Annotated in this window: 24 protein-coding genes, 1 pseudogene and 1 riboswitch; of the genes and pseudogenes, 15 read left to right on the top strand and 10 right to left on the bottom strand. The window is 48.7% G+C overall.

Going from position 1 to position 21,850, the window contains the following annotated elements; genetic code table 11:
• Positions 1 to 30: 30 nt before the first annotated feature.
• Together MKR94_RS11080 and MKR94_RS11075 are read right to left on the bottom strand one after the other, a co-directional pair.
• Positions 31 to 582, bottom strand: coding sequence for a PDC sensor domain-containing protein (locus MKR94_RS11080; protein WP_241646948.1), 552 nt, complete (start codon positions 580 to 582; stop codon positions 31 to 33).
• 196 nt (positions 583 to 778) lie between these two features.
• On the bottom strand, positions 779 to 1,498 hold the full coding sequence (locus MKR94_RS11075) for a FadR/GntR family transcriptional regulator (protein WP_241646947.1): 720 nt from the start codon (positions 1,496 to 1,498) through the stop codon (positions 779 to 781).
• 365 nt (positions 1,499 to 1,863) lie between these two features.
• On the opposite strand from MKR94_RS11075, the gene MKR94_RS11070 reads away from it, so the two are divergent.
• From MKR94_RS11070 to MKR94_RS11030, 9 genes are all read left to right on the top strand, one after another.
• Positions 1,864 to 3,051 (top strand): aminotransferase-like domain-containing protein, encoded by a 1,188-nt coding sequence (locus tag MKR94_RS11070; RefSeq protein ID WP_241646946.1) that lies wholly within the window; start codon positions 1,864 to 1,866, stop codon positions 3,049 to 3,051.
• 97 nt (positions 3,052 to 3,148) lie between these two features.
• Positions 3,149 to 4,018 carry a 23S rRNA pseudouridine(2604) synthase RluF gene (gene rluF, locus MKR94_RS11065; protein WP_241646945.1) on the top strand — a complete coding sequence of 290 codons (870 nt, stop codon included), beginning with the start codon at positions 3,149 to 3,151 and terminating at the stop codon, positions 4,016 to 4,018.
• 84 nt (positions 4,019 to 4,102) lie between these two features.
• Positions 4,103 to 4,222, top strand: a riboswitch (TPP riboswitch).
• A 111-nt stretch (positions 4,223 to 4,333) separates the two neighbouring features.
• Complete coding sequence (locus tag MKR94_RS11060) at positions 4,334 to 5,278, top strand: FAD-dependent oxidoreductase (protein ID WP_241646944.1); 945 nt, start codon at positions 4,334 to 4,336, stop codon at positions 5,276 to 5,278.
• Positions 5,262 to 5,459 (top strand): sulfur carrier protein ThiS, encoded by a 198-nt coding sequence (thiS, locus tag MKR94_RS11055; RefSeq protein ID WP_241646943.1) that lies wholly within the window; start codon positions 5,262 to 5,264, stop codon positions 5,457 to 5,459. Before MKR94_RS11060 ends, thiS begins: the two co-directional genes overlap by 17 nt.
• A gap of 3 nt (positions 5,460 to 5,462) precedes the next feature.
• A complete protein-coding gene (locus tag MKR94_RS11050; RefSeq protein WP_241646942.1) occupies positions 5,463 to 6,221 on the top strand; it encodes a thiazole synthase in 759 nt (252 codons plus the stop codon).
• Between the two features lie 9 nt (positions 6,222 to 6,230).
• Positions 6,231 to 7,199: a ThiF family adenylyltransferase gene (locus MKR94_RS11045; RefSeq protein WP_241646941.1), complete on the top strand. Its 969-nt coding sequence runs from the start codon at positions 6,231 to 6,233 to the stop codon at positions 7,197 to 7,199.
• The gene (locus MKR94_RS11040; protein WP_241646940.1) at positions 7,199 to 7,909 is read left to right on the top strand and encodes an ABC transporter ATP-binding protein; all 711 of its coding nucleotides are present in this window, start codon (positions 7,199 to 7,201) and stop codon (positions 7,907 to 7,909) included. The genes MKR94_RS11045 and MKR94_RS11040 overlap by 1 nt, the downstream gene beginning before the upstream one ends.
• Positions 7,890 to 8,627 carry an ABC transporter permease gene (locus tag MKR94_RS11035; RefSeq protein ID WP_241646939.1) on the top strand — a complete coding sequence of 246 codons (738 nt, stop codon included), beginning with the start codon at positions 7,890 to 7,892 and terminating at the stop codon, positions 8,625 to 8,627. Before MKR94_RS11040 ends, MKR94_RS11035 begins: the two co-directional genes overlap by 20 nt.
• Positions 8,628 to 8,637: 10 nt before the next feature.
• Entirely contained in the window at positions 8,638 to 9,576 is a 939-nt protein-coding gene (locus MKR94_RS11030) for an ABC transporter substrate-binding protein (RefSeq protein ID WP_241646938.1), read from the top strand.
• Between the two features lie 5 nt (positions 9,577 to 9,581).
• Here the strand turns inward: MKR94_RS11030 and MKR94_RS11025 are convergent, their stop codons facing one another.
• Together MKR94_RS11025 and MKR94_RS11020 are read right to left on the bottom strand one after the other, a co-directional pair.
• Positions 9,582 to 11,219, bottom strand: coding sequence for a tannase/feruloyl esterase family alpha/beta hydrolase (locus tag MKR94_RS11025; RefSeq protein WP_241646975.1), 1,638 nt, complete (start codon positions 11,217 to 11,219; stop codon positions 9,582 to 9,584).
• A 193-nt stretch (positions 11,220 to 11,412) separates the two neighbouring features.
• On the bottom strand, positions 11,413 to 11,760 hold the full coding sequence (locus tag MKR94_RS11020) for a hypothetical protein (RefSeq protein ID WP_241646937.1): 348 nt from the start codon (positions 11,758 to 11,760) through the stop codon (positions 11,413 to 11,415).
• Positions 11,761 to 11,908: 148 nt separating this feature from the next.
• Between MKR94_RS11020 and MKR94_RS11015 the strand changes: the two genes are divergently transcribed.
• The gene (locus tag MKR94_RS11015) at positions 11,909 to 12,682 is read left to right on the top strand and encodes a MetQ/NlpA family ABC transporter substrate-binding protein (protein ID WP_241646974.1); all 774 of its coding nucleotides are present in this window, start codon (positions 11,909 to 11,911) and stop codon (positions 12,680 to 12,682) included.
• A gap of 57 nt (positions 12,683 to 12,739) precedes the next feature.
• Here the strand turns inward: MKR94_RS11015 and MKR94_RS11010 are convergent, their stop codons facing one another.
• The gene (locus MKR94_RS11010) at positions 12,740 to 13,372 is read right to left on the bottom strand and encodes a LysE family translocator (protein WP_241646936.1); all 633 of its coding nucleotides are present in this window, start codon (positions 13,370 to 13,372) and stop codon (positions 12,740 to 12,742) included.
• Positions 13,373 to 13,532: 160 nt separating this feature from the next.
• Here MKR94_RS11010 and MKR94_RS11005 point away from each other — a divergent pair, with 160 nt between their 5' ends.
• From MKR94_RS11005 to ssuD, 4 genes are all read left to right on the top strand, one after another.
• A complete protein-coding gene (locus tag MKR94_RS11005; protein ID WP_241646935.1) occupies positions 13,533 to 14,252 on the top strand; it encodes a dienelactone hydrolase family protein in 720 nt (239 codons plus the stop codon).
• A 161-nt stretch (positions 14,253 to 14,413) separates the two neighbouring features.
• The gene (gene ssuC, locus MKR94_RS11000) at positions 14,414 to 15,202 is read left to right on the top strand and encodes an aliphatic sulfonate ABC transporter permease SsuC (RefSeq protein ID WP_422047520.1); all 789 of its coding nucleotides are present in this window, start codon (positions 14,414 to 14,416) and stop codon (positions 15,200 to 15,202) included.
• Complete coding sequence (locus MKR94_RS10995) at positions 15,199 to 15,978, top strand: ATP-binding cassette domain-containing protein (protein WP_241646933.1); 780 nt, start codon at positions 15,199 to 15,201, stop codon at positions 15,976 to 15,978. The genes ssuC and MKR94_RS10995 overlap by 4 nt, the downstream gene beginning before the upstream one ends.
• 25 nt (positions 15,979 to 16,003) lie before the next feature.
• Positions 16,004 to 17,152: an FMNH2-dependent alkanesulfonate monooxygenase gene (gene ssuD / locus MKR94_RS10990; protein WP_241646932.1), complete on the top strand. Its 1,149-nt coding sequence runs from the start codon at positions 16,004 to 16,006 to the stop codon at positions 17,150 to 17,152.
• Between the two features lie 70 nt (positions 17,153 to 17,222).
• Here the strand turns inward: ssuD and MKR94_RS10985 are convergent, their stop codons facing one another.
• The 4 genes from MKR94_RS10985 to MKR94_RS10970 form a co-directional block, all read right to left on the bottom strand.
• Positions 17,223 to 18,167, bottom strand: coding sequence for a sulfonate ABC transporter substrate-binding protein (locus tag MKR94_RS10985; protein WP_241646931.1), 945 nt, complete (start codon positions 18,165 to 18,167; stop codon positions 17,223 to 17,225).
• A 144-nt stretch (positions 18,168 to 18,311) separates the two neighbouring features.
• A complete protein-coding gene (locus tag MKR94_RS10980; RefSeq protein ID WP_214217574.1) occupies positions 18,312 to 18,587 on the bottom strand; it encodes a DUF4282 domain-containing protein in 276 nt (91 codons plus the stop codon).
• A 102-nt stretch (positions 18,588 to 18,689) separates the two neighbouring features.
• On the bottom strand, positions 18,690 to 19,286 hold the full coding sequence (locus MKR94_RS10975; RefSeq protein WP_241646930.1) for an NUDIX domain-containing protein: 597 nt from the start codon (positions 19,284 to 19,286) through the stop codon (positions 18,690 to 18,692).
• 97 nt (positions 19,287 to 19,383) lie between these two features.
• On the bottom strand, positions 19,384 to 20,718 hold the full coding sequence (locus MKR94_RS10970; protein WP_422047522.1) for a carbohydrate porin: 1,335 nt from the start codon (positions 20,716 to 20,718) through the stop codon (positions 19,384 to 19,386).
• Positions 20,719 to 21,097: 379 nt separating this feature from the next.
• Between MKR94_RS10970 and spfP the strand changes: the two are divergent.
• A pseudogene (gene spfP / locus MKR94_RS17450) lies at positions 21,098 to 21,145 on the top strand (small protein SpfP).
• 71 nt (positions 21,146 to 21,216) lie between these two features.
• On the opposite strand, the gene yihA reads toward spfP, so the two are convergent.
• Positions 21,217 to 21,846 (bottom strand): ribosome biogenesis GTP-binding protein YihA/YsxC, encoded by a 630-nt coding sequence (yihA, locus tag MKR94_RS10965; RefSeq protein WP_214217571.1) that lies wholly within the window; start codon positions 21,844 to 21,846, stop codon positions 21,217 to 21,219.
• Positions 21,847 to 21,850 lie beyond the last annotated feature (4 nt).

The raw sequence follows: 21,850 nt of genomic DNA, 5'->3' as shown, positions 1-21,850 counted from the left end.
TACCGCTGGGTCATGGTTTACTGCCCCGATTTAGGGCGGCATTGCACCACACTCACTGCCCTCTCCCCATAACGTGAAATATTGGCTTTTAAGGTGGACGGTTAAGGCATCATTGGGCTTAAGCTCCCCGACTCGGTAGTGCGGTAGATTTGAAAAGAGAATACGTCCTGAGGGCGTCGTCATCAGAATAGGTAGGTAATCGTCGCCGAGTGAGTCCCGCAGTATCTGTTCTAATTGACCCACCATTACGTCGGTCGCTGCCACTCCAATCAATTGCTTCTCGAAATAAACCGGATAGAGATAGGTTAGGGTATAGGTAGAATTACAGATATAGTCGACGTAAGGACCATGTAAATACCCCTTTTCTGTTTCCTGAACGATGGAAAACCAAGAAAATGTCTGATAGTCCACGAAATGTTGTGAGGCTTTATTAAGGCAAAGTTTATTTATAAGTCGTTGAGGGTGATGTAGCGATCGATATAACCATGCGAGTTGCCATGATTTATTTTTCGATTCACTATACAGAGCGAATCCTGCACCAGATAATAACATTTGTTGATTTAAAATTTTATCAGCAAGCAATAATATATTCTCTCTTATTTTGCTCTCTAATTTAAAATTGTTATCAACTACCTTTTTGGATTCACAAATCATTTTTTCAATAATTATTGAAAACTCCTGGGTGGTTTTTTCAATTAATAAAAATGATTCTTCAGATATGCGTTTAATTTTCCCTAATGGCATTTTCTCTCACTTCATCCTGAAATTGAGCTAATTTTTAGACGAGATTAATTTTATATTCTATTAAAGATGAAACGAAAAATTCAATCAAAGCATAGGCTTGAGCCACGGCTAGCGTTTCGTCTCTATTCTGTAGCGCATTAAAGAGTTCGTGGTAGCAAAGCGTACTTCGAGCATGAAATGTTTCATCTCGATAAAGGATCGAGATCAGCGGCGCCCATTCAGTCAGTACCGTCAACTCTTGAGCCGCTAACCTTGCAGAGTGAGAGTTGGCGGCAAGTGTGAGCAAGCATCGCATATCGGATTGGGTTTTCTGTTGAGGTGTCTCGGAATTCTCAAGCGTTAATATAAGGTTGTTTAACGTCGTTAAATCATGGTCAGTCATTCGCCGTACCGAAAGGCGGGTACTGTGTATCACCAGCGAACTTTGCATCTCACCGAGATCGGATAAATAATCTGAGCTAATTTTATTGAAAGGATGGAAATATTTAACGTAATTGTCGACGTTATCGCTAATGAAACTTCCACCATTACGGCCACGGATAGTATGTATCAATGATTTACTTCGCAGAGTATTGAGTGCGTCCCTAATAGTAATATGTGAAACACCCATCATCCGTGCTAATTCTGATTCGTTAGGTAATTGTTCACCTTTTTCTAATAAACCAGAAATAATAGCATTGGAAAGTCTTTGGGTGATTTGTTCTGTTCTACTCGCTTCTCCAATTGGAGCAAAAATAACAGTATGGGTAATCATAGAAATCTCTATGTAAATAATCCGTTACGAAATTTATTTATAACATAAATCCGAAAATATTTAAAGAAAACTAGCGGTAAGTAAAGTGTGTTTTTTAAATAATTAAATTTGATCTTTTATTTTTAATAATTTACTGATGACTAATTAATAGGTTATTAATAATAGCTTTCGGTTTTTTAAATATAATCTAATGGTGTGATGTTTGGATTATTCTGAGTAACATCCCACGCCGATGATCGGGATGAAAGGCCGCTATTTTTTTTATCTTATCGTGCCACGAGTTGTTCATGACTCCACGCGGTTATTTTGCTAAGGTTGAGAAAATCTTATCAACGTTTATCACGTAAAGGGCGACAGGTTAACGCATGCTTTCCAAGAAATCCGCAGCGATACATTCTTCACCGGTTAGAGAATTGCTTAAATTTAGTAAAGAACCTGGTTTTATTTCCTTAGCGGGTGGTATCCCTGCCACGGATATGATCGACGTTGAGGGTATCGATGGTGTACTCCAGCAATTACTCGCTGAAGATCATCGTGATGTTTTCCAGTATTCGGTGACCGAAGGTGAATGGCCATTGCGTAAAAGTCTGGCCGATTGGACGCGTAATGTTGGTCTGACGCTTGATCCACAGCAGATACTGATCACTAATGGCTCCCAGCAAGGTATTGACCTACTTAACCGTGTGTTCTTAGAGAAAGACGATGTGGTCTTAGTGGAGCGCCCGACTTATTTAGCCGCCTTACAATTATTCGATTATACCGAGGCTGTTATTGAAGAGCTGGCGTATCAAGGTGAGCAGATCGATCTCGGCGCACTGGAAACCCGTTTAGCAGCGGGGGGCGTCAAGATGCTTTATCTTATCCCAACCTTTGCTAACCCTACCGGACGCATTATTGACAACGAACAGCGCATCGATATCGTGAAATTGGCGCACCGTTATCAGGTGGTGATTGTCGAAGATGACCCTTATGGGCACTTAGCTTTTACCGAACAACGCCGTGAAACCTTCTTCACGTTAGCACAACAGTTATACGGTGCCGACCATAACGTCTGTTATATGTCGAGTTTCTCGAAAATTTTCTCCCCAGGTTTGCGTCTAGGCTGGCTCGCGCTGCCAGAAAAATTCCTTATGGCGGTTATCGTATCGAAACAGGCATTGGATCTGCATACCTCAACGTTGAACCAGCATATTGCTGCGCGTTATGTGGCTTCCGGGCAGATTGATCAGCGTATTGCCTTATTAAAAGAGACGTATCGCCAACGTCGTGATTGGTTGATCGAGGCGTTGCAGCGCCACCTCGGTGACGCGATTACCTTCAACCGTCCTGAAGGCGGCATGTTCTTATGGTGCCACCTGAAAGAAGGAATGGACGCGAGCAGTTTACTGAAAGCCTGTATTGCGGAGAAAGTTGTGTTTGTCCCAGGCGATGTCTTTTTTGCCGATAATCCGGAAAAGAATGCGTTGCGCCTCTCTTACTCCATGTTAACGCAACAGACTGCCGATGAGGCAGCGATACGAATCGCACGCGCGCTGCAGACGCTTTCCGTCTAATCTCCGGTCGGGGAAGGGAATCTCTTCCCCTGATATTCACACTCTTCTTTCGAAACCATCGAAAAAATCAGGTATAGTCCGTTTTTTCGGAGGAACCATGCTGACCAACACATCTGTACGTCTCAACAAGTATATTAGTGAGAGCGGTATTTGCTCTCGTCGCGATGCCGATCGTTATATCGAACAGGGTAACGTCTCAATTAATGGACGACGCGCCGCCGTTGGGGCCCAGGTTTATCCTGGCGATACTGTGATGGTTAATGGTCAGCTGATTGAACCGCGTAATGACGACGATCTGGTGTTAATCGCATTAAATAAGCCGGTGGGTATTGTTACCACTATGGAAGAGACAGAGCGCGATAATATCGGTGACTTCGTCAATCACAGTAAGCGTGTCTTTCCTATTGGTCGACTCGATAAAGATTCCCAAGGCCTGATCTTTTTAACCAATCACGGCGACTTGGTAAATAAAATCTTACGTGCCGGGAATAATCACGAAAAAGAGTATATCGTGACGGTCGATAAACCGATCACCGACGATTTTATTCGTGGTATGGGTGCCGGTGTCCCCATGCTGGGGACTGTAACGAAGAAGTGTAAAGTCAAAAAGCTCGATAGCCATGTGTTTCGTATCATCTTGGTTCAAGGGTTGAACCGACAGATTCGTCGGATGTGTACCCACTTCGGTTTTGAAGTGACTAAACTTGAACGGACACGCATTATGAATGTGAATCTATCGGGCATTCCGTTAGGTGAGTGGCGTGATCTAACCGATGACGAGCTAATCGAACTGTTTAAACTGATCGAAGACTCTTCATCAGAAGATAAACCGGTGGAAAAAAAGCCGGCTAAAAAAGCCTTAAAAAGACCGGATATTGCCCCGCCAGTGATGCCGAGTCGTTCGACCAAGAAACCGCCTGCTCGCCAAAAATTCACCAAACCGGGGCGTCAAAAGAAAGGGCGTTAATTAACCTGCTGTGCTGTGTGTTAAGGCGGGTAGAGGGGATCTCCCTACTGGCACTTGACGCCTAAGCTTGGCTCGATTACAACTAGATGATGTCGGGGGAGTCTCGCGTAAGAGACTGAGAGGCTGTGTGCGTATGACGCCGTGCAGCGACCCTTTGAACCTGACCCAGTTAATACTGGCGTAGGAAGACGGGTCGCCTGTGAGCGACTTGGCATAGCCCATTAAGGGCAAGTGCCTCATTTCCTCTGCCTTACCTGGGTCTCACACTAAGAGGCCATCCATGTTAATTCTTTTCTCTATCAGCCAGGTCAGACGATGAGTCGCTGGAGCATTCTCGGCCGCGGTGTAAGCGGACTCTGCGTAGCAAAACTCCTCGTCGAGCAGGGTGAGCAGGTCGAGGTGATTGAACAGCCAGATTCGCCCACCGCGTCATGGTACGCCGGGGGCATGTTGGCACCCTATTGTGAAGCAGAAAGCGCCCCGCAAGAAGTGGTAACCCTCGGGCAGCATGCGCTCGCGTGGTGGCGACAACGAGTACCGAATGTGCAACAACAGGGTACTTTAGTTATCGCTCCGCCCAGAGATCAGCAAGAGCTCAAGGTCTTTGCCAGCAAAACGACGCACCACCAGTGGGTGAAGCCGGAAGATCTTGAAGCCGACCTTGGCTCGCGTTTCGAAAACGGTCTTTTTTTTGCTGAAGAAGGGCATCTTAATCCTCGTCAGGCTTTGGCTTCCCTCGCACAGCAACTGCTGCAACAAGGGGTCGTCTTTCACTCTTCTCAGCCCAACGGCAATATTATCGATTGTCGAGGGATTGAGGCGCGATCCGACCTGCCACCCCTGCGTGCAGTACGTGGCGAAATGCTACGTTTACGCAGCCACGAGGTCGATTTTTCACGACCTATTCGGTTATTACATCCTCGCTTTCCTTGCTATTTGGTACCACGCGGCGGCGGGGAATTTATGTTGGGCGCGACGATGGTTGAAAGCGATGACTCTCGCGGGATGAGTGCACGGGCGGCAGTAGAATTATTGAGTGCGGCTTACACGATACATCCGGCGTTGGCGGAGGCGGAAATTATCGAAACCGCAAGTGGCTTACGCCCGGCTTATCCCAATAATCTCCCCAGTTTCCACTATCAGAATAACCGTTTTTATCTGAACGGTATGTACCGTCACGGCTTTCTATTAGCCCCAATTGTCGCGCAGCAACTTGTTGAACAGTTAGCGAAGGAAAAGAGCAATGCAAATCTTACTTAATGGTCAGCCAGTCGAGACAGAAGCCACCGAACTGGCAGGCCTATTACGTGAACAACAGATCGATATGACGGTGGTGGCATGTGCCGTTAATGGCCAATTTATCGCGAAAAGCGGTTATACCACGCTGGATCTTCAAGAGGGCATGCGTATTGAAGCCCTTTCTCCGATGCAGGGGGGATAAGCGATGTTTTACGGTACTTCCTTAACCTCACGTTGTTTATTGGGCACCGCGGGCTATCCATCGCCCGCTGTTTTGAGTGCGGCGATTGAGGCGTCGGGCACCGAGGTGATTACGGTCAGTTTACGGCGTGAAGGAGCAGGTGGTCAGGCCTTTCGCGAACTGCTTAGCCAACATTCTCGGCATATCTTACCAAATACCGCAGGTTGCCATAGCGTGAAAGAGGCGGTGACTACCGCTTATATGGCGCGTGAACTCTTCAATACAAGGTGGATTAAGTTAGAGGTGATTGGTCATGCCGATAGCTTACAACCAGACCCTTTCGCCTTAGTCGAGGCCGCCAAAATCTTATGCGCCGACGGTTTTCAGGTCTTCCCCTACACCACCGAGGATCGCATCGTCGGGGAAAAGCTATTAGCGGTAGGGTGTGAAGTCCTTATGCCGTGGGGCGCACCGATTGGATCGGGACAAGGACTGAATAATTTACGCGGATTAGAGGCGTTACGATCCGCCTTTCCTGAGATCCCGATGATCATCGATGCTGGGATCGGCGCGCCATCCCATGCTACGCAAGCCATGGAAATGGGGTTTGACGGGATCTTACTCAATACCGCCGTTGCAAAAGCGCGCGACCCGGTGGCGATGGCGATGGCGTTCGGCCAAGCCATCACGGCCGGGCATACTGCTTACCAAGCTGGCCTGATGGCACCACGGGATATGGCAGAGCCTTCTACGCCCTTATTGGGGCTGGCGAATCTGATGTAGGGGAGAGGAATGCAACGCTATCAACGACAAATGCAGTTACCGCAAATCGGTGAGCAGGGGCAGCAGCGACTGCAACAGGCTAGAGTGCTGGTGGTCGGTGCCGGAGGCTTGAGTGCGACGCTGCTTCCGCAGTTAGTGGGAGCCGGTGTCGGTCGGATTCGACTTTATGATGCTGACCGCGTGGCACTGCATAACCTGCATCGCCAAACATTATTTAAACAACAAGATATCGGTAAAGCCAAAGCACTATGCGCCCAAGCGCATTTAAGCCAATGTAATAGTGATGTACTGATCGAGCCGGAAGTGACGCATATTACGGCTAGTACTCTCCGTCAGGCATTACAGGATATCGATATTGTCGTCGATGCCGCCGATAATTTTGCCACGACCTATTTATTGTCGGATGCCTGCCTAACCCATGGCTTACCGTTGATCAGTGCGTCAGCCTTGGGGACTCAAGGCTATGTCGGCGGATTTTGCGGGGGCGCGCCGAGTTATAAAGCCTTATTTCCCCACTTACCCGAAACGGCGGGGAACTGTCACAGTGCTGGGGTGATGGGCCCCGTTGTCGCCTGTATCGCTGCAATTCAGGCACAGATGGTCCTGAGTTGGGTCTTACAGAGCACGCCTTCTCCATTAGGATCGCTGGTAAGGTGTAATTTTACTGATTGGCAATTCAGTCAGTTTCGCTTTGACACGGCCGTAGAACCGCTCGAAAAGACGCTACAGTTCATCGATCGGGGACAACTGTTACCCAACGATCTGATCCTAGAGTTACGGGATCGCGATGAAGCGCCAACTAGCGTAACGGATACGGCCATACGGGTCCCGTTACAGAAGCTTGAGCACTGGACGGCCCCCGCTTATCAACGACTAGTCCTGGTATGCCGTACGGGATTGCGCTCTGCCCGCGCCGAACACCTTTTACGCCAGCGCGGGCTTGAGAACATCGTTCTGCTTGCGGCAGGAGAACCTTAATGTTGGGTTTTGACGGCGTGAGTTTTTCTTGGCCCGCACAACGGTTACTGCATAATTTTTCACTGACTTTTGCAGAGGGGAAAACCACTGCCCTTTTGGGTGCCAGCGGGATTGGGAAAAGCAGTCTCTTACAACTGTTAGCGGGGCTGCGCCCGATCGAGCAGGGCAAGATCCTGGTAGACCGATCACAGATAGCGTGGATGGGGCAGCAAGATCAGCTCTATCCTTGGCTCTCTGTGATCGATAACGTGCTACTGCCATCAACACTCACCGGTCAGCCACCCGACCGCCATCGTGCCGAATATTTACTGGAAAGAGTGGGTTTGGCCCACCGTATCTCGGCAAAGCCTCACCAGCTTTCGGGCGGAATGCGTCAGCGCGTCGCGTTGGCTCGAACCCTCTATACCGACCGATCGGTTATCTTGATGGATGAGCCTTTTGCCATGCTGGATGTCATCACTAAGCTACGACTGCAGACCTTGACCGGGGAGCTAGTAAAAGGGAAAACGGTGATTATGGTGACGCATGATCCTGCTGAAGCTTGCCGTCTGGCGGAGGAGATTGTCTTGCTCCACCACTCGCCTCTAGAGGTGACTGCGCTAGCCGCCCCTACAGGGGCACCCCCTCGCCCAGCCGACGACCTAGGGCTGCTTACTGCACAGGCCGCATTACTGACTCGATTGGAGGCGTATGACATCTCGTCTGAGTAACCTGTTCTATTTCTTAGGCTGTGTGATGGCGCTATGGGTTATCTTAACGCACCAAGGTATACCCGACTATTTACTGCCGACACCGCAACAGGTCGGTGCAGCTTTCGTTCAGCAGCCTGCTTTGTTGCTATCGCAGGCGGCGATTACCTTGAGTGAGATGGGCTTAGCATTGTTATTTGGCGTAGGGTGTGGGGTGATTATTGCTGTGGCCATGGCCAGCCATACGTGGATACGTCGTTTGTTTTATCCGTTGGTGATGGCAAGCCAAGTTATACCGGTTTTCACCTTGGCGCCACTACTGGTGCTTTGGCTAGGGTTTGGTATCGGCTCCAAGGTAGTGGTGGCTGCCCTCATCCTCTTTTTTCCGGTCTGTTTGACCTTATTCGATGGCCTGTCTCGAGTCCCACAACAGTGGCTTGACCTAGCGGCTACGCTACAAGCGTCGCGTTGGCGCTGCTTTTGGCAAGTGCGCTGGCCTGCGGCATTACCTTTCTTTTTTTCAGGCTTACAGATGGCAGTGATCTTGGCGCCGATAGGCGTTGTCTTGGGCGAGTGGGTAGGTGCCAGCCAAGGGCTTGGGTACTTAATGATGCAATCCACTGCTCGCATGGAGACGGCCACCAGTTTTGCGGCGCTGATCTGCTTAATGGGCTTAGCGGTAATACTTTCCGGTGTCGTACAAGGGTTACGGCGCTATTTTTTATGGCCGACAGGTTAAGGATAAAAGTGTGAAAACATTACTCATTGGTTGTGTTGCGATGTGTTGGTGGGTCAACGCAGGCGCTGCGTCGCAAAAAGTACGGGTACTGCTCGACTGGTTTGTTAACCCCAATCATGCTTCGCTATTCGCTGCCCAATATAGCGGGGCGTTTGCGCGCCAGGGGCTTAGCGTTGACCTGATTGCACCCGCTGACTCGGCTTCCGTACCCTTACTCTTAGCCGCCGGTAAAGCAGATATCGCAATCAGTTATCAACCTCAGCTCTATACCCTAGTTGAGAAAAAGGTTCCGGTCATACGGGTCGGGAGCTTAATTGATCAACCGTTAAATACCTTAACCACCTTATCTCCCGCAATACATAGCTTAGCCGATTTTAAAGGTAAAACCATTGGGTATGCGATCCCCGGTTTCGAGGATATCGCCATTAAGCAAATGCTGGCTCACGCTGGCGTTGACCCGAGTACTGTCACCTTAGTTAATTTAAATATGGCCGCTACCACGGCACTCCTTACACACCGTATTGATGGCGCGATGACGATTTATCGTAATTATGAACTGTTAAGTTTGCTGGATAAGGGCGTACGTCCGACCGTCTTCCGTCCAGAGCAGGCTGGTATTCCAGCTTACGATGAATTAATCCTATTGGCTCAGCAGGGCGAGGCGAAAAAACCATGGGTTAATGCTTTCCTAAATGCTTTGGACCAAGGAACGGCATGGCTAAAAGAGCATCCACAACAAGCGTGGCAAGCCTTTATTCAACGCTATCCGGAGATGAACACGCCTTTGAATCACCAAGCTTGGCAGGCTACTCTTCCGGTATTTGCCCAAAAGAGTGCGGCCTTTAGTGCTGGGCGTTATCAGAAAATGGGATTTTTTCTACTGCAAAATCATGTGATTAGCCAAGTTGCTCCCCTTTCACGCTATGTGCAGCACGTTGGGGAGCCATAAAACAGTTAAGGCGTTACGCGTGGAGTATTATTCGGTGCAATAAGCTGGCGAATCGGTTCTCCTAGTAAAACAGAGGGATAGTTACCTTGAACGGCATGGTAATTTATTGCCTGCAGGGGATCCCCCTTACCGTTGTAGACCGCGATATAGGGATAAGCATATACCGGGCGGGTGGCACGCATCGCCTCTGCAGCGGGGGCAACCGGAGAACTGGGGCGTTGCATACCGTGCATTTGAACGGAAGCAGCATCCTCAGCGTTTTTCGGTTTCTTCGCTGGGGGTAAAGCTTGAGGTACCGCTGTCGCTTTGGCTTTCCCGGTTAACAATTGCTGAGGAGCCTGCTGATGCTCAACCCATGCCATTAACGGCGTAAGAAGGTCGATTTTATCATTCCCTTCACCTCCGCCACAGTGACCGACTCCCGGCAGTAAAAAGAGTTTGACCATTTTCGCTGCCTGCTGGGCTCCCAGTTGTTGTTCGACCCCACGATAATAAGCAAGTGTTCCAGTTGGGTTGATGGAGTCGTCCGCCAGCCCATGCCAGAGGATCAGCTTACCGCCAGCGTCCGCATAAGGCTTAAGATTGGTATCTGTCGCGTTATAGAGTGGAGCCAGTTTAGCTAATTGCTGGAAATTACGTTGGTCGAAGCCAAATTGCGTTAACGTGATATCGTTTTTCTTACCGTCGGCAGTTAAGACATATTGCAGTGCTGGCAATGCCATCATGGCGGAAGGGAAAGTGCCTTGTGCAGTGCTTGGTAATGGCCAGCGTAATTCAGACCCAATAATCAATCCGCCGACAGCGAACTGGTGCCCTGATGCGTCTTTCGCACCTTGGTAAAGTTTCTCGATAACGCCAATCTCTTCTTTGGTAAAACAGGCGCTTTTATCGGTGGCAGAGGCCGAGCAGGTGTTCAGCCAATTTTTTGAGAAGTGACAAGCAAAGGGATTCGCCAAGACGCCGTCGTTGACCCCTGACGCAGTTGGACAATGTGCCAACACGGTTTGGTGCAGTAACGCGAGACGATTTTTAAGTAAAATAGCGCTACCGTCAGCGCGTTGGTTCGCGACAACATTCCAGCCGTGATAAAACGAATTCTGCATCGTGAAATAGGCTGCGGGTGCGCCAGCGGAGATACCATTGAAATCGTCTGGGTAGCGCTGTGCTTCCATCAACGCTTCGCGACCTCCATCAGAACAACCCATAAAATAAGCATATTTCTGTGGCTGACCGTAGTAGGCCCGCGTTAATGCTTTGGTAAATTGTGCAGTAAGGTGATTCGCGCGATACGCAAAATCAATCCGTTTTTGCGGATCCAATGCCCATGAAGCATCCATCATACTGCCCGAGTGACCCATATTGGTGGCCGCGACCACAAATTGACCCTGTGTCGCCGGTAAGCAGCCATTTGCGTTGGATAACGAGAGATTGATTGACCCACACAAGCCGCCACAGCCAACCTGTAAAATTCGCTGTGTCCACTGTTGTTGGGGAAGAGCGACCTCTACACCGATCTCCGGCGAAAGCATCGCCTTCACTTGGCAGAAAGTTTTATTACCACTGGTGATGACTTTTGCGCTAGTGAGCGAAACCTTAGCCTCTACACCGGGCAGTGTTTGACTAGTCAACTGGCCGCAGGCCATGACTGGTTTAATAATCGGCAGCGATGATACGCTGTGCGCGTAACCATTGTGGCTGATAACCACAAGAGAAAAGAAAGCGAAGAGAGTCGAGAGCAGTCGCACGTTATTTCCTTATCAAACAGAGTGAACAGTAAACAGTATAGGTGACTGCTTACTGCCTGACTGTTACTGCACTGTAAGCAGCGCGAAAAGATTAGCGGGGAAGCGGCGCTGGTAGGTTGAGTTTTTCTGAGAGCAGTTGTGCGCAGTGATCACGCTGCTGACCTTGCTGCTGCTGATCGGGGGTAAGACGATCCCAAGCATCTTGAATACGCTTGGCAAGCAAAGGCGAAAAATGGCGTTTTTTTAACGCATAATCTTCATTATTGTTTTCAACGGTCTGTTCCATTCTTGCTTGGATTTGCTGATCCGAGCCCGTCGGTTGTAAACAATAAAGCGAAACGTAGTAGGCTTTATCTTGATCGGTAAAATGAGGCATCAACCACCAGATAGCCGTACACAAAACAATCATCACTGGAATAATAACTTTTAGCTTTAACATGACATTTTCCAAAAATCTCTTAATCGGGCTAGGGTACCCGAATTAATCTAAACTACTAGATGTACAGACGTCTAAATGTCTAATATACTCAATCGAAATTAGACATATTGAGGTAGATACGGTGAAAAAATTTTTAGTCTCTTCTCTTTTGGCAGTTTGTGCATTAGGCCTTGTGGGTTGTAAACAGGAAGATGCTCATACTGTTAAAGTCGCTATAAACTCTGGGCCTGACCAAGCGATATGGGACACAGTAAAACAAGTGGCCAAAGATAAATATCAGCTAAATGTTGAGGTCGTGAGCTTTAATGATTATGTTCAGCCGAACGAAGCCTTAGCAAATAAAGACGTTGATGCCAACGCTTTCCAAAGCGTACCCTATCTTGAGATGCAAGCTAAAGAGCGTGGTTACAAATTTGCTATCTTAGGCAAAAGTTTTATTTTCCCGATTGCCGCCTACTCTTCTAAGATCAAGAAGATAGACCAATTACCTAATGGCGCGACGGTGACGATTTCTAACGAAGCAACCACCTTAGGTCGCAGTCTGCTGTTATTGCAGGCTCAAGGCTTGATCACTGTCGACCCAAGTAAGGGGCTACTGCCAACCGTATTGGATATCAAGGCGAACCCTAAAAATCTGAAGTTTGTCTTAGTCGACACTCCACAGCTCACTCGTTCTTTAGATGACCCGAAAGTCTGGTTATCAGTGATTAACAATAACTTTGCTTCGCAAGCCGGATTATCGGCCGCGCGGGATGGACTCTTTATGGAAGGGAAAGCCTCGCCTTATTTGAATGTCTTAGTTGTGCGTGAAGGCGATAAAGATGAGACGAAACTGCAGCAGCTGAAGCAGGCTTTCCAATCGCCAGAGGTTGAAGCGAAAGCGAACGCGGTCTATCACGGTGATGTGATACGCGCTTGGTAAACTGAGCTATCACTATTAACCCATGCTCTAAGCATGGGTTTTTTTTGCCTAACCCGGTTAGCCAATCGACAGTAGAAAGCCGATAGCGACCAAGCTATAGAATCCGGCACAGAAAATCGTCATGGCACGATGGTAACGCACCAGGTTCTGTTGGGCGGCTGGAGTGGAGAAGCAGAAAGCATAGAGACTAAAAATCGTTATACCGATCAGTGCGCAGAGGGCGACCAGCAGAAGAGTTGCCAAAGGGGGCGAATGCGGAGAAAGACCGATACTGGTGACAGTTAGCCACGTTAGGATCGCTTTTGGGTTGGTCAAGTGTAGACTGACCCCTTGCCAGTAGTAGCGATATGCTTTGCGTTCGGAGGATAGCGCGGCGGTGGAGCAGAGTGGTCTGGCTAAGGACTTTATTGTTTTATAGGCTAACCAAAAAAGGTAGGCCGCACCGAGACACTTTAAGACGATTAAGAAACGGGGTTCAGAAAGTAACAAAGTTGATACGCCTAAGGCGGCCATAATCCCCCAACAAAGCGAACCGGTTATGACACCTGCCGCGAGAATAAAGCCGGCTTGGCGTCCCTGAGACATCGCCACGTTAGCAATCGAAAGATTGGCAGGACCGGGGGTGAGCGTCCCTAAACTGTAGACTAAAAGCGCGGGTACCAGTAACGAGCCTTCTACGATAGTTGCCATCCGAAATATCCCCAAGTAAAACGCAGAATAAGTGAGTGTTCCTAGGTTATTTAAATCATTTTATCCGCTCGACATACCGGCTTACAGGACCGATATAGTCAATACCGGTGAATATTGGCTATAGTAGCATGACGAGATTAATCAGAAATATCGAGGAATTATGAGTCAGATTACTACACAAACAGTACGCTACCAAGCAGGTGAGACGGCATTGGCCGGAACATTAGTTTTCCCGAGCGAAACGACTCAACCTTTACCTGGGTTAGTCATGGCACCGAACTGGTTTGGTGTAACCGATAATGCCGCTAAGTTGGCGAAAAAAGTCGCCGAGCAAGGGTATGTTGTGTTGATGGCCGACCTTTACGGTGAATCCTCTCGCCCCACCAATGCCGACGAAGCGGGTGCGGCGATGATGGCCGTGAAAAATACCCCTGAAGAAGTGGGCCGGATGAAGGCTGCGATCGACGCGCTAAAACGTCAGACAACCGCTTCGGTCGATGCTCAGAAAATTTCTGCTTTCGGTTTCTGCTTTGGCGGCCATTGCGCACTAGAGTTAGCGCGTAGTGGCGCCGATATTCGTGCAGCCATCTCTTTCCACGGTGGGTTAGACACTTGTGGTGCCTACGACGCCACACAGATTAAGGCCGCTATTTTAGTTCTTGACGGTGCTAAAGATCCGTTAGTCCCTCGCGAGCAACTGCCCGCTTTTGTCAATGAGATGACCACTGTCAATGTCGACTGGCAATTGGTTAGCTACCATGATGCCGTGCACTCATTCACTGACGAAACCGCCAATAACCCAGGGGTAGCCGAATTTAACCCTCAAGTTACCGAGCGTGCTTTCACCAGCATGTTTGAGTTACTGAATCGCGTAAACTAATTTACGTCTTCCCTTAGCCAGCCACTCTGTGCTGGCTAAAGCTAAATTTCTGCTTAGATTAGTACTTATCCTTATTTTTCATCGCGCCGTAATTCCGGTTAACTGATTTCTATGGTCGGCATTGTGCCCTCATGATTTCTTGTCGGATTAGGGAGTGGAAGATGAAACAACCCACGCGTATTACGCGCACCGTATTGCCTTGGCTGTTACCTAGCGCATTGCTGATTATCTGGCAGCTAGGGTCTGTCAGTGGCTGGATTTCTGATCGCTTATTACCGGCTCCTATCCATGTTCTGACCGCCGCGTGGGCGTTAATGAAAAGTGGTGAGTTATGGAGCAACCTATCGATTAGTACATGGCGGGCCGTTGTTGGGTTTGCTATCGGAGCCGGTGCCGGCCTGATTATGGGGTTAATTACCGGTTTATCCCGGGTCGGCGAACTGTTACTGGATAGTACGTTACAGATGCTCCGCAATATTCCGCATCTCGCCCTGATCCCGCTGGTTATTTTATGGTTTGGTATTGATGAGCGAGCCAAAATTTTCCTAGTGGCCTTAGGGACTTTCTTTCCGCTCTATCTTAATACTGCCCATGGCATTCGCCATATTGATAAACAGTTAATTGAGATGTCACGCAGTTATGGTCTAGGTGGCATTGCGCTGTTTTGGCAGGTGATCTTGCCCGGCGCGATGCCCTCTATTCTGGTGGGAGTTCGATTTTCGTTAGGACTGATGTGGCTAACCCTCATTGTGGCGGAAACCATCTCGGCAAACGCGGGAATTGGCTACTTGGCTATGAATGCCCGTGAGTTCTTACAAACCGATATTGTCGTCTTCGCCATCCTGCTTTATGCGTTACTCGGCAAGCTCTCCGATTTACTGACTGTGGCGTTAGAAAAGCGCTTATTACGCTGGCACATCCAATGGCGTAAAGAGGAACTCCCCGTATGAAAAATATTCGTCTTATTACTCCTACCACTGCTCTGGCCTTGCAGCTCAATGCGGTCAGTAAAAACTTTAGTCAGCAGCCGGTATTAAATGGCTTAACTCTGGCAATTCCCGCCGGTCAGTTTGTGGCGGTTGTCGGGCGAAGCGGCTGTGGAAAAAGCACCTTACTCCGTTTATTAGCAGGGTTAGAACAGAGTAGCCACGGAGATCTTGCCGCTAACCATCAGCCACTAGTCAAGTCTGCACCCGCCATCCGCTTAATGTTTCAAGAACCGCGGTTGTTACCGTGGAAGACAGTGATTGAGAATGTCGGGTTGGGCTTATCGGGGCAGTGGCGTGACGAGGCAAAGTCGGTATTAGCTGCCGTCGGCTTGGCGGATAAGGCTAACCAGTGGCCTGAAACCCTGTCCGGCGGGCAAAAACAGCGGGTCGCGCTTGCCCGCGCCCTTATCCATCGCCCGGGATTATTGTTACTTGATGAGCCTTTAGGGGCGCTAGATGCTCTCACGCGCTTAGCGATGCAGCAGTTACTGATTGAGTTATGGCAAACCTGGAAATTTACGGTGGTGCTGGTGACTCACGATGTGAGCGAAGCAGTGACTACCGCTCAGCGTGTGGTGATGCTCGATAAGGGTCAGGTCAAACTTGATGTCGAAGTGGGAATGCCCTATCCGCGCTCAAGCACGCAAGCCAATGTCGCTGCCCTCGAACGGCAGATTTTGGCCGCTATTATGCAGCCGGATCAGCCGGTTGTGACCCCCACACGGCAAGCAATTTAAGTCTGAACAGAATAAGGTGATATTGATGACTCAAACCACGAAGGCTCCCGATTTCTTTTGGTTCTTACCGACCCACGGCGATGGGCGGTTTCTTGGAACTCAACATGGGGGGCGTACGGTCGACCTTCCCTACTTACAACAAATCGCGCTTGCAGCCGATAATTTGGGCTATAGCGGCGTCTTGATCCCTACAGGAAAGAGCTGTGAAGACTCGTGGTTAGTGGCCGCCGCCTTAGCGCCTATTACCCGTAAATTAAAATTTCTGGTAGCGGTTCGCCCCGGCCTACAGCCACCTTCACTCGCGGCACGGATGACCAGTACTTTGGACAGACTTTCGCAAGGGCGTTTACTGATCAATGTGGTGACAGGGGGCGATCCGGAAGAAAATAAAGGAGATGGAATTTTTTTAAGTCACGATCAGCGTTACCAAGTCACGCGCGAATTCTTGCATGTCTACCGTCGTTTACTGGCCGGTGAAAAAGTCAGTTATCACGGCGAGCAGTTGCGGGTTGAAAATGCCGAGCTACTCTTTCCTAGCCATCAAGACCAAGGTCCTCCTATTTATTTCGGTGGCTCTTCCGAGTCAGCGGTCGACGTTGCCGCCGAGCATGTCGACACTTATCTGACTTGGGGAGAACCCCCTGCACAGGTCGCGGAAAAGGTGGCAAAGGTTCGGGCGAAAGCGGTGGAAAAGGGGCGTGAAGTCGAATTCGGTATTCGTCTCCATGTCATTGTTCGTGATACTGAGCAAGAAGCTTGGCAGGCGGCTGAGCAACTGATTGCCCATTTAGATGATGACACCATCGCTCGCGCACAAGCGATATTCTCGCGGATGGACTCGACAGGCCAAGCCAGAATGCGGGAACTGCATGGTGGATCTCGCGATAATTTAGAGATTTCCCCCAATCTCTGGGCAGGGATTGGCTTAGTTAGAGGGGGGGCTGGCACCGCATTAGTGGGAAATCCTCAGCAAGTTGCGGCCAGAATCCGGGAGTATCAGGCAATAGGGATCGATAAATTTATTCTGTCAGGCTATCCACATCTTGAAGAAGCGTGGTCGTTTGCCGAGCGGGTCATGCCTCTCTTTTCAACGGTGGAAGCAGCGGTGCGGCAGGGGCCTCACGGCGAAACTATTGGTAACACTGAGCTACCGCGTCAGGTCAGTGCCAGTTAACTAAAAGGGTCTATCAAAACGCCGCTCAGCTTTCTTAGCTTGAGCGGCGTTTTTATTTTGCAGTGAACCGCTAGTGGCTCGCGTCTTGTGACCAGGTTGCACGGTTGACCTGAACTTGGCCGGGAATAAGATGAATAGCGCTGAACGCATCGGCCAGTGTCTGCTGCTGGGCAAATACTGCCGGCGTCATACGCTCGGTTGTGTAGTCGAGGCGGGCTAAAGTGGTGTGCCAGTAATCGATGCTCAAGCCTGTGGCCGTTGAAAGTAGCTGTGCAGTCTCTTCTTTATGGCGATTTGCCCATTGCCCGCTCTCTTTCAATGTGTTGACCACTTCGAGCGCTAACTTAGGTGAACCTTCGGCAAATTTACGGCTAGAGAGAAAAAAGGAATAGTGAGGCACCAAGCCTTCGGCAGTCGTCAGGGTACGTGCATGCGTAACTTGGCTAACCTCGGCATAGTAGGGATCCCAAATAGCCCAGGCATCAACGGCGCCTTTTTGGAACGCCGCTCGCGCATCGGCAGGAGGTAAATAGACGGGTTGAATGTCTTTATAACTTAGCCCGGCATGTTGCAGTGCTGCGACCAATAAATAGTTAACATCTGACCCTTTATTCAGCGCCACACGCTTACCTTTTAACTCCGCCACACTGTGGAGAGGAGAATTTGCGGGGACCACAATCGCTTCATTTTTTGGGTTAGCCACCGAGTGAGCTAAATAAATTAAATCGGCTTTAGCCGCTTGCGCGAATATCGGCGGAGCATCACCGGTTGCACCAATATCGATGCTACCAATATTTAACCCTTCTAGTAATTGTGGACCGGCTGGAAATTCAACCCAGCGAACGGTAACACCTTGCGAGGCGAATTTTTTTTCGAGGGTATGTTGCGATTTAATAATAGTAAAGAGGCTGGCTTTTTGATAACCAATGGTGACGACGGATTGCTCAGCAAAGCTGAGGGTCGGTAGTAATAATAAGCTTGTTACGACAAGGCTTGTGGTCAATTTTTTCTTCATCAGTACTCCGGCTAGACGCATAGGAAAGACTGCTATCTATAGCAACTTTACTGCAGCAGGGTAACTATGAAAAAAGACAAAGGATATCCATTATTGTGATTAGCCGCTAACCCTGAGGCTACCAAATGGTTAGCGGTAAGTGTCTTATTTTACCGCGGTGTTCTCTGCAATTTCTCTTAATTTACCGTAAATATTAAAAGAGAGAATGATGAGTTCACAAGAAATACGTACCCCAATTACCCCGAAGATAATCGTGCAGAGACCGGAAAATAATCCACCGAGCACGCTCCCGCCAAAAGATAAGCTAGTGATAATTGCCGCAAGCCCACCGAATACCACACCAATAATACCCAGCCAATAAATAACAGTAATAATTTTCGGGGTAATCATTTGGTCGAAGTTTAATAAGGATTTAAACATTTTATTCTCTCCATAATAAATGTATAAACTTAACTTTTATTTAATATTACAGCAATCATTTATTCTTTAACCTTAGGGTAAGAAGAGAATGAAAATAACCCGCTATTTTACGGTATCAAGTAATTTATTAATGATTGCATACTGCAATAACATAATCGTTTTTGCATCATTAATATCGCCCCGTTGCATCATTGCTACAGCGTCTTGAAACGGGAGTTCGAGCACTTCAATATCTTCGCCTTCCTCAAAGATCCCGCCGCCAGCGTTGATACGGTCATGATGGCTATATTCGGCGATAAAGAAATGCAGCTTTTCGGTCACGGCTCCTGGGCTCATCCAAGCGTCAAATATTTTGGATACTTGCTGTATACGATAACCGGTCTCTTCCTCTATTTCAGCGCGGATCCGGGTGATCGGATCTTCCCCTTCGAGTAAGCCCGCAGCAGTTTCGATCAGTACGCCAGAATCACCTTGGATCTTGAGGGGTAAACGAAATTGACGCGTTAAAATAATCGATTGTTGTGCGCGGTTATAAAGAAAGACGGTTACGCCATCCCCTTTATTGTACACTTCGCGGCTGAAAGTCTGGTGAGTCCCGTCTGTCCGCTGGTAATCAACCGTATACTTTTTCAGGGAATACCAATCATCGGAAAGAATCTGTTCATGAATAATGGTGATTGAACGGGGGGTGCTAGACATGGTGCCTCCTTGGTCGAGGAAAAAAGGTAACGCTTCAAGGAGTGGCTGGCAAGAGAAGAATCTCCGTACCCGATGAGCTCGGATACGGAGAGGGGTCTTAGAAGCTTAAGTTGGCACTGATACCACCGACTAGGGCATTTTTCACGCCATTCTCGGCACCTGGTGCGACAACGTACTGCAGGTTAGGACGAACTTGCAGCCAGTTGGTTGCATGAATATTGTAATACACTTCATAGTCATACTCTGAACCGTGCTGAATCGGGATCCAAGCTGGGTTGCTATCGTAGTAAGCACCGTTCGAACGATTTTCACGACGCTGCATGGTGGAATAGCTTGAGTTGACGTGGATACGGGAAGCACCAATACCGATTTCATCTTCTGGACGCGCATCGGCTAGGCCTTTCCACACCAGAGTCAGCGATTGATAATTGTCGATTTTTGCCGTCTTATGGTCATTCATTACCGCCTGAGCCGTTAAGGTTAGGCCGCGATCGCTACCGCCTGGTTGAGCAAAAAGCTGTTGTTGGGCAAGGAGATAGCCACCGTAAGCATGCGCGGTATCGGTATTACCATTGCGCCATGATCCATAGACTTGGTCACGCACAGATGAGTAATAACCGCCTAAACGGTAGTTACCTTTTAAGTTATCCGGACCGAAGGTTGGGTGCCAAACGACTTCGGCTGGAACCAAGTTGCCTTCTGTGTGACTCACTTCGAAACGGAAACCATCGCCACGGTCATAGTTGTAAGGGGTTTGGTTGTAGAAACCGACTTGGAAGAAAACCTCTGGCGTAAGGTTGACAGCAACACGGCCACCCCATTGAGAGACTGGCCAGTTGTACCAGTGATCGCCACGCCAGTTACCTGCCTGGCCGCCACCGAAGGCTAAGTTTTGGAACTTACTGTCGATGGTATCAAAGTCTTCACCCACGGTGACTCGACCGGCTTTTACATCCACTAAGTTGTCGAAGAAATGCTTACGTAACCAGAATTGCGTTAAACGCCATGTCTGACCACGGCCGTACACTTCCTGAACGGAAGAGAGGGTACCATTACGGCTGACGGCATCGTCGGATAAGTTACGGCCATTACGGTCGGTAATGGTCATTTGGAATTCGGTATCGTTCCAACCTAAGAGTTTCTCAAGATCTAAATCAACGCCAAACGCCCATTGGTCAGAGTAGCGCATAGTGGTTGAAGAGTGGTAGCCGCCTGCTAAGTTAGACGCGCTTTCCATGGTGTAATTGACTTGAAAATCGACGCCTTCTTCTTTTAATTGGCTGCGCGTGCCATTCCAGTCACCCAGCATCCACGCCGAATCGTAACTGAACGGTTCTGCTGCGTGCGCAGCCGGTAATGCGCTCGCGCAGCTCACCGCGACGAGGGACAGCGCAAATAAGGAAGGTGAACGTAAGAAAAATTTATTTTTTATTTTCATTATTTTTATCCCGAAATAAGGTGTTAACACTCAGAAGAGGTTACCGCAGAATAACGTGTAAATTGGTGCCAATTTTATTAAATATTTGTACTTTTAGACTTCGATCACGAAAAAGATCCTCGCTCCGCAAAGTCAGCCATACTGCACTCCTTAGGCTGATTTGATGCAGAAAAGAAGTCTTAAAAATCGGGGGCAGAGCATACGCCCTTTTTTATATTTGAGAAACATATTTTTAACATTGTTGCGAGGGGTAAGGGGTATTTATGTGATCTATCCAGCGTAAATCGCCTAAAAAGGCTATTTTTGAATCAAAAAAGCGCTTTCCCGCTCCTAAAAATTGGGGTACATTTTCTCTGTAGGGTACAGAGGTAAGATGTTCTATCTTTAAGACCTTTTACTTCACGTAATCGGATTAGGCTAGAAATTAGCCGCCCCAGCGTTCTTGTTTATCGCTGGGGCGTTTTTTCGTTTAGGGGGAGGGAAATAGAGGGCTTATTCTTCGGCAGCGTCCTGCTGTTCACTGTACTCGGTAAACCAATCATCTAACTTCTGGCTTAACTTATCGATTCCCATCTTCTTCAGGGAAGAGAACAGCTCCACTTGTACATCACCCATAAAGGCTAGGCTGGCTTCACGTACCATCGCGAGTTGCTTTTTACGCGCGCCAGAAGCTAATTTATCGGCTTTCGTCAGCAGTACGAGTACTGGGATATCGCTTGCGACCGCCCAAGTCACCATTTGTTGATCAAGTTCTTTCATGGGGTGACGGATATCCATCAAGACCACCAGCCCTTTAAGCGCTTGACGCACTTCTAAATACTCACCCAGCGATTTTTGCCATTTACGTTTTACTTCCTCTGGTACCTCGGCATAACCATAACCGGGTAAATCCACTAAGCGAACACCGTCTGCTACTTCAAATAAGTTAATGAGTTGCGTACGTCCCGGCGTCTTACTGGTCCGTGCAAGACTTTTTTGTTGGGTTAAGGCATTCAACGCACTCGACTTTCCGGCATTAGAGCGGCCAGCAAAGGCGACTTCCGCACCGGTATCGTCCGGTAGATGACGAACATCTGGGGCACTAGTTACAAAATGAGTGACGTGATAATTCCAGCTCGGCACAGCA

The sequence above is a fragment of the Rosenbergiella metrosideri genome (genome assembly GCF_022602565.1).
Lineage (GTDB): Bacteria > Pseudomonadota > Gammaproteobacteria > Enterobacterales > Enterobacteriaceae > Rosenbergiella > Rosenbergiella metrosideri.
This window is presented reverse-complemented; position numbering and strand designations above follow the sequence as displayed.